The sequence below is a fragment of the Phyllobacterium sp. A18/5-2 genome, from assembly GCF_025452215.1.
GTDB classification, from domain to species: Bacteria; Pseudomonadota; Alphaproteobacteria; order Rhizobiales; family Rhizobiaceae; genus Phyllobacterium; species Phyllobacterium sophorae.
Window position 1 is genome coordinate 704,169 of the sequence record NZ_CP104966.1, and the last position, 13,306, is coordinate 717,474.

The 13,306-nt window shown below is 58.0% G+C and carries 10 protein-coding genes and 1 pseudogene; 6 read left to right on the forward strand and 5 right to left on the reverse strand.

From position 1 onward, the window contains the following. Positions 1–171: 171 nt before the first annotated feature. The 4 genes from N8E89_RS03500 (at position 172) to N8E89_RS03515 (ending at position 4,182) form a co-directional block, all read left to right on the forward strand. Positions 172–1,275, forward strand: a complete 1,104-nt coding sequence (locus N8E89_RS03500; RefSeq protein ID WP_113173890.1) for an ABC transporter substrate-binding protein — start codon at positions 172–174, stop codon at positions 1,273–1,275. A 220-nt stretch (positions 1,276–1,495) separates the two neighbouring features. Further along, positions 1,496–2,311 (forward strand): ABC transporter permease, encoded by an 816-nt coding sequence (locus N8E89_RS03505; RefSeq protein WP_410010355.1) that lies wholly within the window; start codon positions 1,496–1,498, stop codon positions 2,309–2,311. Beyond that, positions 2,308–3,099, forward strand: coding sequence for an ABC transporter permease (locus N8E89_RS03510; protein ID WP_106664149.1), 792 nt, complete (start codon positions 2,308–2,310; stop codon positions 3,097–3,099). Before N8E89_RS03505 ends, N8E89_RS03510 begins: the two co-directional genes overlap by 4 nt. 15 nt (positions 3,100–3,114) lie before the next feature. After that, entirely contained in the window at positions 3,115–4,182 is a 1,068-nt protein-coding gene (locus N8E89_RS03515) for an ABC transporter ATP-binding protein (protein ID WP_106664150.1), read from the forward strand. Between the two features lie 74 nt (positions 4,183–4,256). Here N8E89_RS03515 and N8E89_RS03520 read toward each other — a convergent pair whose 3' ends face one another. The 5 genes and pseudogenes from N8E89_RS03520 to N8E89_RS03540 all read right to left on the reverse strand — a co-directional run bounded on the left by N8E89_RS03520 (position 4,257) and on the right by N8E89_RS03540 (position 10,750). Beyond that, positions 4,257–5,423 carry an iron-containing alcohol dehydrogenase gene (locus tag N8E89_RS03520; protein ID WP_262261156.1) on the reverse strand — a complete coding sequence of 389 codons (1,167 nt, stop codon included), beginning with the start codon at positions 5,421–5,423 and terminating at the stop codon, positions 4,257–4,259. Between the two features lie 20 nt (positions 5,424–5,443). Beyond that, the gene (locus N8E89_RS03525; RefSeq protein WP_262261157.1) at positions 5,444–6,829 is read right to left on the reverse strand and encodes an aldehyde dehydrogenase family protein; all 1,386 of its coding nucleotides are present in this window, start codon (positions 6,827–6,829) and stop codon (positions 5,444–5,446) included. Between the two features lie 37 nt (positions 6,830–6,866). Continuing rightward, the gene (locus N8E89_RS03530; RefSeq protein WP_106664153.1) at positions 6,867–8,237 is read right to left on the reverse strand and encodes a glutamine synthetase family protein; all 1,371 of its coding nucleotides are present in this window, start codon (positions 8,235–8,237) and stop codon (positions 6,867–6,869) included. Between the two features lie 83 nt (positions 8,238–8,320). Further along, a pseudogene (locus N8E89_RS03535) lies at positions 8,321–9,876 on the reverse strand (amino acid permease). Positions 9,877–9,928: 52 nt separating this feature from the next. After that, entirely contained in the window at positions 9,929–10,750 is an 822-nt protein-coding gene (locus N8E89_RS03540; RefSeq protein ID WP_262261159.1) for an N-formylglutamate amidohydrolase, read from the reverse strand. Positions 10,751–10,896: 146 nt separating this feature from the next. On the opposite strand from N8E89_RS03540, the gene N8E89_RS03545 reads away from it, so the two are divergent. Then, positions 10,897–11,730 carry a MurR/RpiR family transcriptional regulator gene (locus N8E89_RS03545; protein ID WP_262261160.1) on the forward strand — a complete coding sequence of 278 codons (834 nt, stop codon included), beginning with the start codon at positions 10,897–10,899 and terminating at the stop codon, positions 11,728–11,730. 115 nt (positions 11,731–11,845) lie between these two features. Next, positions 11,846–13,264, forward strand: coding sequence for an NADP-dependent phosphogluconate dehydrogenase (gene gndA / locus N8E89_RS03550; protein ID WP_262261162.1), 1,419 nt, complete (start codon positions 11,846–11,848; stop codon positions 13,262–13,264). Positions 13,265–13,306: the final 42 nt, after the last annotated feature.

Below are 13,306 nucleotides of genomic sequence, written 5' to 3' on the forward strand. Positions count from 1 at the left end.
TTGGCTGAATTGCTAAGCCACGAAAAAAGTGGTTCACTCCCTTTCACTGCTCAGGAAAACGACGTTCACGGCCTCTTCATCGCTCTGTCATCCAACTGACACGAGACACCTATATCGGAGCTGGACGTCGAAACAGAGCCAATGACGTATCGCTTAAAAAGGGGTGTTAAAATGGTTGGTTACAAAAAACGCGCGCTCGCACTGTCAACAGCTCTGCTGTTCGCGAGCACATCAATTTCATTCGCCGAGGCGCCGGCCGAGCTCGTCGATGCCGCGAAGAAGGAAGGCTCACTCACGACGATTGCCTTGCCACACGACTGGTGCGGTTACGGCGACATCATCGCTGGCTTCAAGGCCAAGTATGGCATTGAAGTCAACGAATTGAACCCGGATGCCGGCTCGAAGGACGAAGTCGAGGCGATCAAGGCAAACAAGGACAACAAGGGCCCACAGGCACCTGACGTTATCGATGTCGGTCTTTCGTTTGGCCCGGATGCCAAGAAAGACGGCCTGACAATGCCTTACAAGGTTTCCACCTGGGATTCGATCCCGGCGGAACTGAAGGATGCTGACGGCCATTGGTATGGCGACTACTACGGCGTTATGGCGCTTGAGGTGAACACCGATATCGTCAAAAACGTACCGAAGGACTGGTCGGACCTGCTCAAGCCCGAATATGCAAATACCGTCGCACTTGCAGGTGACCCGCGCGCCTCCAACCAGGCTATCCTTGCCGTGCAGGCCGCAGGCGCTTCGACTGGTGCCAAGCCTGGCGCGGAAGCCGGCGAAGCTGGTCTGAAGTACTTTGGCGATCTGAACAAGGCTGGCAATTTCGTCCCGGTTATCGGCAAGTCCGGCACGCTCGCACAGGGTGCTACACCCATCATCATCACCTGGGATTATAATGCTTTGGCCGGTCGCGATACACTCAAGGGCAACCCGCCGGTTGAAGTTGTTGTACCTGCCTCCGGCGTTCTTGCCGGCGTGTATGTGCAGGCCATCAGCGCCTATGCACCACATCCCAATGCAGCCAAGCTCTGGATGGAGTATCTCTATTCCGACGAGGGGCAAATTGGCTACCTGAAGGGCTATTGCCACCCGACACGTTTCCAGGACCTGGTTAAGAACAACAAGGTGCCAAAAGAAGTCCTCGACAAGCTTCCGCCTGCGGCAGCCTATGAAAAGGCATTCTTCCCAACCCTTGATGAACAGGCAGCCGCCAAGGATGCCATCACCAAAGGCTGGGACAAGGTCGTCGGCGCCAACGTCAAGTAAGTTCTGGCTATCAGATCCCCGCGGAACCATCCGCGGGGATTCCTGTTCTGTCAGACTATGGGCTTTGCCTGCTTCGCAATGAGCGGGGCAACAGTTATATTGAACCCATGAATGCGGTCCCAACACACTTATGAGTGCGATTTCAGAACATAGTTCCTCACCCCCGGTTCCCTTGCCGGTCAACGAGCGCAAACGCCTTTCTCTCGATTGGCTGGGCGTCATGCCATTCATGATTTTTGCGGTGATGTTCCTGGTTCTGCCCACGATTTACCTTGTCGCGGGCGCTTTTCAGGATGCCCAGGGCAATCTGACCCTCGTGAATATGGCTAATCTTTTCCAGCCTTCAATTCGGGACGCCTACTGGATATCGATCAAGATCTCCCTGGCTTCGGCGCTTTTGGGCGCAGTGATAGGCTTCTGTATTGCTGCTGCAGTCGTTCTGGGTGGCCTGCCAGGCTGGATCCGCTCGCCACTGATGACCTTTTCCGGCGTCGCCTCGAATTTCGCTGGTGTTCCCCTGGCTTATGCTTTCCTCTTCACACTTGGACGCACAGGTCTCGTCACCTATCTGCTGGTCAATATTTTCGGCTTCAACCTCTATGCCCATGGCTTTAATCTGCTCAGCTTCTGGGGCCTGACCATCACCTATCTGTACTTTCAGATTCCGTTGATGGTTCTCATCATCACCCCAGCCCTCGATGGCTTGAAGCGGGAGTGGAAGGAAGCGGCGCTAATTCTTGGCGCCACCGGCCCGCAATACTGGCGCATGGTGGCATTTCCGATCCTCTGGCCTGCACTGCTGGGAACGATGCTTCTGCTTTTCGCCAATTCCTTCGGTGCTATCGCCACAGCCTATGCGTTGACCGGCTCCTCGCTCAGCATCGTGCCGATCGTCCTCTACGCCCAGATCCGCGGCGATGTATTGCAGGACCCGCAACTGGGTTATGCGCTGGCCTTCGGCATGATTGTCATCACCGGCGTTTCCAATGGAATCTACATCTGGATGCGTGCCCGCAGCGAGCGGTGGCTCAAATGAAGTCAAATCGTTTCTGGTCGTGGATCGCTCTCGCCTTCGGTATTCTCTACTTTGTGCTGCCGCTGCTGGGTCTGCTCGAGTTTTCATTGCGCATGCGTCGCGGCACCTATTCGCTCGATGCCTATTGGGTCGTGCTGAGTGATCCCGGCTTTCAGGCGACGTTCACCTATTCCGTCTTCATGGCAATCGCGACAATCATCGTCGGCGTCGTGCTGGTGGTTCCGACAGCCTACTGGGTGCGGTTAAGGTTGCCGGCCTGGCGCCCGTTCATCGAATTCATCACGCTTCTACCGCTTGTAATTCCTGCAATCGTCATCGTGTTCGGCTACATCCGGCTCTACAACACGTCTTCGATCCTGCCTCTGACCGGATCGGCGATGGGAACGAATATCTTGCTCTGCCTGGGATATACGACTCTTGCCCTGCCCTATATGTATCGCGCCGTCGACACGGGTCTTGGCGCCATTGATATCCGCACCCTAACCGAAGCCGCCGAAAGCCTCGGTGCCAGCCGTATCACCATCATGTCGCGTATCATTCTTCCCAACGTGCTCGTCGCGGTTCTGTCCGGTGCCTTCCTGACCTTCGCCATCGTCATCGGCGAATTCACCATGGCGGCGCTTCTCAATCGCCCGGCGTTCGGACCGTTCCTGCAGTTGCTCGGTGCAAATCGCGCCTACGAACCGGCAGCGCTCTCGGTGATCGCCTTTGCCATCACCTGGATCTGCATGGGGCTGATCCAGGTCGTCACCCGTCTCAATAAATCCCTCGCTGCGACCAAGCGATAATCCGGATACTCACTCATGTCATTTCTCAGCATCAGTCATTTGAAAAAGAGTTTCGGAGCTACCACCGTCGTTCATGATTTCAATCTCGAGGTCGAGAAAGGGGAGTTTGTTTCCTTCCTTGGACCGAGCGGTTGCGGCAAGACCACGGTCCTGCGCATGGTAGCCGGGTTTGAAACCCCGACCTCCGGCAAGATCAGCATCGGCGGCAAGGATGTCGTCAATCTGAAGCCAAACCAGCGCAATATCGGGATGGTGTTCCAGGCCTATGCGCTGTTCCCCAATATGACCGTGGCGCAGAATGTCGCCTTCGGTCTGAAAGTCGCCAAGAAGCCGCAGGCGGAAATCAACGCGACGGTGCACGAAATGCTGTCGCTGATCAAACTCGACCATCTCGCCGAACGCTTCCCCTATCAGCTCTCCGGCGGTCAGCAGCAGCGTGTGGCACTGGCCCGCGCACTGGCCACGAAGCCACAGGTGCTACTCCTGGATGAACCCCTCTCCGCTCTCGACGCGAAGATCCGCGTTTCGCTGCGTGAGGAAATCCGGGCGATCCAGCGCAAGCTCGGTATCACCACCATTTTCGTCACCCACGATCAGGAAGAGGCCTTGTCGATCTCTGACCGTATTGTGGTGATGTATGAAGGGAACGCCGAACAGGTCGGTGCTCCTTTCGAAATTTACAACCAGCCAGCATCCCGGTTCGTCGCTTCCTTCGTAGGCACGCTCAATACGCTGGATGCCACGGTGCGCGATGCAGCGGCTGGACTCATCAGCATTGATGGCAAGGATATTTCGATCGACCGGACACGCCTCAATGGTCACAAGACCGGCGACAAGATATCACTCGCCGTCCGTCCGGAAGCTGTCAGCCTCGGCGATGCGACTGACAAGCGCGAGACGACGCTCGACGGCACGATCAACAGTGTGCATTTCCTGGGTTCGGTCATCCGCATCCGCGCATCGCTCGGCGAAAACACTGTATCCTTCGATACCTTCAACAATCCGAGCGCCCCGCCGCCGGAACCCGGCGAGAACGTCAAGGTCAGCCTTTGCGCAAAGGACTTGCTGGTCCTGGGGCATTAACAGATCAAATCGTTCCCGCAGCATCAAAAAAGGCGCTGTTTCCAGCGCCTCATTCAACAGGTAAACCTTCGCAGTTATCCCGCAATCGCCTCGTCCAGCAGCTTCAATGCTGCTTTCTTCGTCAACTTGACCGGATTGCCACCGGCCGTCGGATCGACAATGGCCATGTCGGCAATCAGCTCTTTCTGCTTCTTCGTCATGTTGAGGTCCTTGATCAGACCCGGCAGCGCGTGCGGCACCTTTAGCTCCTTGCGCAGCTTGATCACCGCCTTGGCAAAGCCGTCGAAACCGCCCTTGATGCCGGTATAGCTGGCAAGACGCGCAATTCGCTCTTCCACCGCATCACGGTTGAAGGCCAGCACATAGGGCATGAACACCGCATTGGTCATGCCGTGATGTGTGTCGTAAAGCGCGCCGATGGGATGCGAGAGCGAATGGATGGCGCCGAGACCCTTCTGGAACGCGGCGGCACCCATCGCAGCGGCGCTCATCATATGCGCCCGCGCTGTCAGATCCTTGCCATTCGCGTAGGCCTTCGGCAGGTTTTCGAACACCAGCCGGATACCTTCGACCGCAATGCCATCGGCCATCGGATGATAGCCCGGCGCGCAATAGGCTTCGAGGCAATGCGCCAGCGCATCCATGCCCGTGCCGGCAGTTATGAACGCCGGCATACCAACCGAAAGTTCGGGATCGGCGATAACCACCGCCGGCAGAAGCTTCGGGTGGAAGATCACCTTCTTGGTGTGGGTTTCCTCATTGGTGATGACACCGGCGCGTCCGACCTCCGAACCCGTTCCGGCCGTTGTCGGGACTGCGATAATCGGCGCGATCGCGTCGCTGTTGGCGCGTGTCCACCAGTCACCGACGTCCTCGAAGTCCCAGACCGGCCGCGTCTGTCCAGCCTGGAAGGCGATCAGCTTGCCAAGATCGAGTGCCGAGCCACCGCCGAAGGCGATGACGCCGTCGTGCTTGCCCTTTTTGAATACAGCGATACCGGCCGTCAGGTTCGATTCCACCGGATTGGGCTTCACATCCGAAAACACCCCGTATGGCACCTTCGCGTCGTCGAGGATTTTCAAAGTGCTTGCCACGACAGGCAGCTTGGCAAGGCCCGGATCGGTGACGAATAGCGGTTTCTTGATCCCCGTCGCTTCCAGAACCTCCGGCAATTCCGCGATGCGCCCCGCGCCAAAACGGACGGTGGTCGGATAGTTCCATTTGGAAATGAGTTTGCTCATGTCATGTCTCTCTCAGGGAATTAGATCTGTTCGCGCAAATGATAGGACTTGGGTCTCGTCAGATTGCCATAGCCGATGGCGGACATTGCCGCGCCCTTGCCGGTCTCCTTGACGCCGGTCCATACCAGCGCCGGGTCGATATAGTCGCAGCGGTTCATGAACACCGTGCCGGTCTCGATCCGGTCGCCGATATCTGCCGCGTGATCCGTATCGGTGGTCCACAGCGACGCCGTCAGGCCGTACTGGCTGTCATTCATCAGTGCCACGGCTTCCTCGTCGTTGCGCACCTTCATGATGCCGACGATCGGGCCGAAACTCTCCTCGCGCATGACGCTCATCTGGTGATCGACGCCCGTCAGCACCTCTGGCGCGAGATAGGGCGAACCCGCCTTGTCATTGGCAGCACTCATGTTGACGTGCGCCTTGGCGCCCTTGCGCAGGGCTTCGGCCTTCTGCTCACGCACGAGATCGGCAAAGCGCGTCTGCGCCATGGGTCCCATCGTCGTTGAAGCATCCAGCGGGTTGCCGACGACATATTGCTTGGTGAGGTCGATAAAGCCATCGACGAAGCGGTCATAGACGTTTTCGTGCACATAGATGCGCTCGATACCGCAGCAGCATTGGCCGGAATTGAAGAAGGCGCCGTCGACAAGGTTGGCCACCGCGTGGTCGAGATTGACGTCCGGCAGCACATAGGCCGGATCCTTGCCGCCAAGCTCGAGGCCAAGCGTCATGAACGTTCCGGCAGCAGCCTTCTCGATGGCGCGGCCACCGCCGACGGAACCGGTAAAATTGACATGATCGATACGCCCCGAACCCAGCAGTTTTTCTGTCTGGCCGTGGCTCAGCACGATGTTCTGGAAGACGCCCTTCGGCAGTCCGGCCTTCTCGAATGCCTGCACGAAGCGCTCGCCAACGATGAGCGTCTGTGCCGCATGTTTCAGGATCACGCTGTTACCCGCCATCAGCGCCGGGATGATGGTGTTGACAGCCGTCAGGTATGGATAGTTCCAAGGCGCGATGACCATGACGACGCCGAGTGGTACATGTTTGATGTAGCGGCGGAATCCCGGCCTGTCGTTCTCGACGACCGGTGCGAGTGCCTGCTCGGCGATCCTGACCATGTAGCGCGTACGCTCTTCGACACCGCCCTTTTCGCCGCCATAGCGCACCGGCCGCCCCATCTGCCAGGCGATCTCGGGAACGATTTCGTCATTCATGGCGAGCAGTGCATCAAGCGCGGCGAGGCAAAACCGGCCACGCTCGGCAATGCTCGTCTGTGCCCAGTCCGCTTGTGCCTGTTTCGCCGTTTCTACAGCGGCGTCGACGGCCTTGTCGGTTGCAATGGGGCGTTCCGCATAGACGGAACCGTCGATCGGGGTAATCAGTTTGACCGTCTCGGTCATGGCAAAACCTCTAGGCTATTTATGTCAGTTTCGTTCTTCAATACCGTTCGAAGCCGCGATGCAACTCCCAGTCGGTCACGCGGCGGTCATATTCGAACTGTTCCCATTTGGCGGTATGCACGTAGTGCTCGACCACATCCTCACCCAGCGCCGCTTTCAGCATCTTCGAGCGCGCGAGCGTCTCCGTCGCATCCCGCAAGGTCTTGGGGATTTCCCGCAGGCGGGCGCCACCATAGGCATCGCCCTGGAATGGCGCGCCAAGTTCCAGCTTCTCATCGATCCCGGCAAGACCCGAGGCGATAAGCCCGGCAAAAGCGAGGTATGGATTGAGATCGGCGCCGCCGATGCGGCACTCGATGCGTATGCCTTTCGTCCCCTCACCGCACAGCCGGAACCCGGCCGTACGGTTATCAAGGCTCCAGACATTCTTTGTCGGTGCAAACGTGCCCGCCTGGAAGCGCTTGTAGGAGTTGATGTAGGGTGCGAGGAAATAGGTGAAGTCATCGGCATATTTCAGCTGCCCCGCCACCCACTGGCGCATCAGCGGCGACATGGTGTGCTCGGCCTTCTTGTCGAAGAACAGCGGCGTCTTGCCGTCCGCGCTCCACAGGGAGTTGTGGACATGGCTGGAGCTTCCGGCGAGCGAATAATCGTACTTCGCCATGAACGTGATCGCCTTGCCCATCTGGGTGGCGATTTCCTTGCAGCCGTTCTTCATGATTACATGCCGGTCAGCCATTTCCAGCGCCTCGGCATAGCGCACATTGATCTCTTCCTGGCCCGGACCCCACTCGCCCTTGGAATTCTCGACTGGAATACCCGCATCGAACAGGCCATTGCGGATCGCGCGCATGACCGCGTCTTCCTTGGTCGTCATCTGGATCACATAGTCCTGGATATAGGGCGATGCGGTCGCCATGCCCTTCCAGTGCTTGGCGCGGGCGGTCTCGTAGGTTTCGTCGAAGAGATAGAACTCCAGCTCCGAGGCGAAATAGGCAAGATAGCCACGCTCCTTCAGCCGGGCAAGCTGACGTTTCAGGATAGCACGGGGAGAGTGAGCAAGGTCTTCATGGTGGTGGTGGTCGAGAATGTCGCAAAGAACGAGCGCGCATTTCTCGAGCCATGGAATGTGGCGGATCGTGGCGAGGTCGGGCTTGATGACGAAATCGCCATAGCCTTGCTTCCAGCTCGCCGCCTTGTAGCCCGGCACCGGCTCCATATCGATATCGTTGGCCAGCAGATAATTGCAGCCATGCGTCTCGTCATGCGCGGATTCAACGAAGAAACTCGCGTGGAACCGCTTGCCGATCAGGCGGCCCTGCATGTCGACGAAACAAGCCAGAACCGTATCAATCTCGCCATTGGTCACGTGGCGCTTTAGTTCGTCGAAACTCCAATGTCCGGGCATATTTTTTCCTCAAGCAAAAAATGTCGATCCAGGGCAAAATAAAAGGGGCGACCCGCCAAAGCCGGTCGCCCCTTGTTTCAAAATCAGGATGTTTCGCCCACTGCCTTTTCCGCAGCCTTGATAGCCGCCTGGCGCGCGGCAATGATTTCGCCGAGCGGGGGGCCTTGGAACCGGCGCTTCTCGAAGGCGAACCAGATGATCGCCGTCAGGATGAAGAAACCGACGGTGATGTAGAGCGCCCAGTCATTCGGCGGCTGGATGCCGATGACGAAGATCAGGATCATCGACAGGATCGACAGGATCGCAAACAGGGTGAAGATACCGCGCCCCATGTTCCATGGGCCCATCTTGTCCCATTTCGGCGTGCCCCAGGCGAGGAGGCCGAGCACGATCGGTACGGTGAAGGAAAGGAACAGGAAGATAACGGTGCAGGATACGACGATGGTATAGGCCGAAGTGCCTGCAACCGAAACCAAAGACGATCCCCAGACGAAGAGCACCGACAGGACAGCCGATGTCCAGATGGCGGCCACCGGTGTGCGGTAGGTCGGGCTGACCTTTGAAAGCGCCCCGGACGCCGGCAGTCCGCCGTCACGCGAGAAGGCGAAGATCATGCGTGATGCTGATGTCACCGTGGCGAGGCCGCAAAGCAGCTGTGCCAGGAACACCACGATATAGACGAACTCCTTCAGGCCAGTGCCGACCCGCTGGTCGAAAGCCCAGAAGAACACGTTCCAGCCCTGCTTGGCTGCTTCGTCCATGTTCGGGATCATGAGCACGAATGCGGCAAGGAACAGGTAGCCGAAGATCGCTGACCAAACCACCGACATGACCATGGCGCGCGGTACGGAATGGGCCGCCTTGATTGTTTCTTCGGACGTATGGGCCGAGGCATCATAGCCGGTGATCGTATAGATCGGCAGCAGAAGGCCCAAGGCGAACACCCACCAGTTCGAGACTGCTGGCCATACATTGCCGCCGGCCTCGCCGGAATAGTTCTGGAAGGTGAAGAGCCTGCCGAAATCCCAGGTGTCGGCTGCGAACAGGCAAACGACCGCGATGAGGATCGAGCCGAAGAATATCAGGTAACCGGAAAAATCGGTAAGCTTCGCGGTCAGCTTGATCCCGAGATGATTGATCAGAGCCTGACCACCGGTGATGATGATCAGGAAGATGGTCTGCGTTGTGATCGTGTTCTCGATGCCGAGCGCGTCGCGCCGAAGGCGCCGACGAAGAACGTCCACGTCCCGACATTGATGGCGCCAAGCACGGTGATCAGGCCCAGCAGGTTGAGCCAGGCCGTCACCCAGCCGGTTCCGCGATTACCGAGGATCGAACCCCAGTGATAAAGCCCGCCTGCCGTCGGATAGGCGGAACTGATCTGCGACATGGCGACGGCAAACGTCAGCGAGACGAAGCAGCCCACCAGCCAGCCAATGCCAATTCCGGCACCGCCGGCGCCCGATGTCGCCTGTGCCAGTGAATTGATACCGCCGGACAGGATGCAGATGATCGAAAAAGAGACGGCGAAATTCGAAAAGCGGCTCAATCGCCGCTCCAGTTCCTGGGCGTAGCCCATGCTGTGGAGGACCTTTATATCCTCCGATTTGTCTGTCTCGGTATAATCTTGCTGTGTCATCACGTTCCCCTATTATTCTGGTAAGTTGCAACGTCAGATACCCGCTAGAGCGCTACTCCGTAATTTGCCTACGCCGTTCCCCTCTTTGGTGTGCCCGCTTTTTGGAAAGCGGTTGTTCCAGAATCTCCCTGAGCAGGCCGGACAGCATCGTGCCCCAGGCCTCTTCTTCTTGCGGCGTTGTGATAAGATCATTGCGGATCTCGATCATCACGGCCGGTAATCCAAGGGCAGAAGCGTGCCGCTCCAGCGTGTAGTAAACACGGTCTGCCGGTGAATAGGGTTCGTTGATGCCGACGTTGAACTGATTCAACGCCTGCAGGCCCGCGATCAAGGGCGCGGCGACCCTGTCGTCATCATCATGGATGATGCCGATATGCCATGGGCGTTCCACACCGCGATAGACCGGCGTGTAGGAATGCACCGCCACATAAATCGGCTCCGGCAGACCCTCGCTGGCCCGCTCCTGCACAAGCGTTTCAATGGCGGCATGGTACGGTATGTGTGAAAGTGCAATTCGCTGCTGTTTGGCTGCTAACTCCAGATCAACATTGGCCGGAATCGTCGTGACCTCGCTCAGGGAGGGAACGAGATCGGGCGCATCAAGCGGACGATTGCAATCTATGATAAGGCGCGACACGCAGGATTCGACCAGCGGCGCATCCAGCATTTGGCTCATCACCTGGCTGACACCCAGAGCACCAGGATCCCAGGCAATGTGCTTTTGCAGATCATCCGGCTGCAGGCCCAGGGTGCCAAAGCCTTCGGGAATGTAATTGGAGGCGTGATCACACAGAATGACGAAGGGTCCGAGCCCATCGGGGTTCGACACCCGGACAGGACTCCAGCCATGCTCCACTGCCTGCGACAATCCCATATTGCCCTCTTTGGCAATTGTACTTTACGTTACATTTTGTATTTTTATTTCCACTCTCGTATGATTTGATACATATCAACTAAAATTGTCAAATCCGAAAATTGCACTTTGCAAAAAACGGTCACGGCAGACGTGGGGAAACACCGATGAGCACCAGCATTTCCGAGCTGATCGCCGAGAAGATCGGCGCCATGTCCGCATCGGAACGCAAGGCCGCGCAGACGCTCATTGCCAACTATCCATTGATCGGTCTGCGCACTGTTGCCGAATTCTCGACTCAGGCCGGGGTTAGTTCTCCGACGATCCTGCGTTTTGTTTCGCGCTTGGGTTTCCAGAGTTACCCGGATTTCCAGGGTGCGCTCCAGGAGGAACTCGCTGCACAGGTACAATCGCCGTGGAACCGGGCGGCCGCAATCGTACCTGCAAAGGGTGGTGCAGCATTTCCCCTCATGGAAGCTGCCATCGAAAACATCCGCGAAACTTTCCAGCACCTGTCCCTGCAACAGCTTGACGACGTAACAGATGCCATCAGCCGCAACCGTGCCCGTATCTATCTCCTCGGCGGGCGCTTCACCGATCCCATCGCCAGATACATGGCTGCGCACCTCAAGATTACCCGCCCTGGCGTGACGCATCTGGTCGGACAGGAAAGTCACTGGCGCGATCAGTTGATCGACATGGGCAAGAAGGATGTGCTGATCATCTTCGACATCCGCCGCTACCAGGACAGCCTGATCCGCTTTGCTGAAAAGGCCCAGGCGCGCGGTGTGGAGATTGTCCTGATCACGGATCAGTGGCTATCCCCCATTGCCCGATTTGCCCGTCATGTCATTGCCGGTCGCACCGCCGTTCCTTCGCCATGGGATTCGTCGGCAACGCTATTCCTCGTTGCCGAAACACTGATCGCCGAAGTCACCCGCAAACTCGAGAAAAGCAGCGCTAATCGGATCCGCGACATGGAACAGCTGCGTGATAATTAGACTATATGCGCATCTAATCGTTGCCGTCAGTGCCCATTGATATACAAATGCTCTTCCGGACTCAGAGGTCGCTCAAGGCCTGCGGCCCATATCGAAATTATCAAGGACCCAAATCATGCAGCAAGCTGACATCGGATTGATCGGCCTTGGCGTCATGGGCGCCAATCTGGCGCTCAATATCGCTGAAAACGGTTATCGCGTCGCGGTTTTCAACAGAACTGTGGCAAAGACCCGCGAGTTCTACGAAGAAGCAGGTTCCCTGCAGGACAAGATCATACCGTGCGAAACGCTGGAAGAATTGGCCAAGAACATCCGCGCGCCGCGCCCCATCATCCTGATGGTCAAGGCGGGCGAAGCCGTCGACGAGCAGATCGCCGCATTGAAGCCGTTCCTCGCCAAGGACGACATCATCATCGACGCGGGCAATGCGAACTTCCATGACACGGTCCGCCGCCTGGCCGAACTCGGACCCAATGATCCGACATTTGTCGGCATGGGCGTTTCCGGCGGTGAAGAAGGCGCGCGTCATGGCCCGTCCATCATGGTTGGCGGCACGCCGGGATCCTATGCGCGTATCGAGCCCGTCCTGACGGCGATCTCGGCGAAATATGAAGGCAGATCCTGTTCGGCTCTCCTCGGTCCCGATGGCGCCGGCCATTTCGTCAAGACCATCCACAACGGCATCGAATATGCCGACATGCAGATGATCGCCGAAGTCTATGGCGTGCTGCGCGATGGTCTCGGCCTTACTCCCCCGGACATCGGCAGGATATTCGAAAAATGGAATGCCGGTCCCCTGAATTCCTATCTGATTGAGATCACCGCCAAGGTTTTGCTGGCGACAGACAAGAAGACGGGCAAGCCTGCCGTCGACGTCATCCTCGACAGCGCCGGCCAGAAGGGCACTGGCCGCTGGGCCGCGATCGAGGCGCAAATGCTCGGCATACCCGCGACCGCCATCGAGGCAGCCGTCGCCGCCCGTTCAATCTCATCGCTCATCAAAGAGCGTAGCGAGGCTTCGATAGCCTATGGCAATCTCGATGGCGCCAGGCTTGCGAACAGCGGCGCCGATTTCATCGACACGCTGGAACGAGGCCTTCTCGCCGGCAAGATCGCTGCCTATGCGCAGGGCTTCGACGTGATGGCAGGTGCATCGAAGGAGCACGGCTGGAATATCCCGCTTGCCACGACGGCGCGCATCTGGCGCGCTGGCTGCATCATCCGCTCGCAGTTCCTCGACCAGATCGCCGCGGCTTTCGAAGGCAGCGAAGGCAAGAACCTTCTGCTCGCGCCAGCCTTCGTCGAACGGATGAAGGCCGGTTCGAAGTCACTGCGCCAGATCGTTGCGCAGGCGGCTCTTGCGGGTCTGCCGACTCCGGCGCTCTCTGCCGCGCTGAATTATTTCGACGGTTACCGCCAGGCGCGCGGCACCGCCAACCTCATCCAGGCACAGCGCGATTTCTTCGGCGCACATGGTTTCAAGCGTCTGGGCGAGGAAGGCGACTTCCACGGCCCATGGTCGGATATCGGTTAACTGCGTCAACAGACCGGGTACTCTGAGTGGTGACTGTCTACA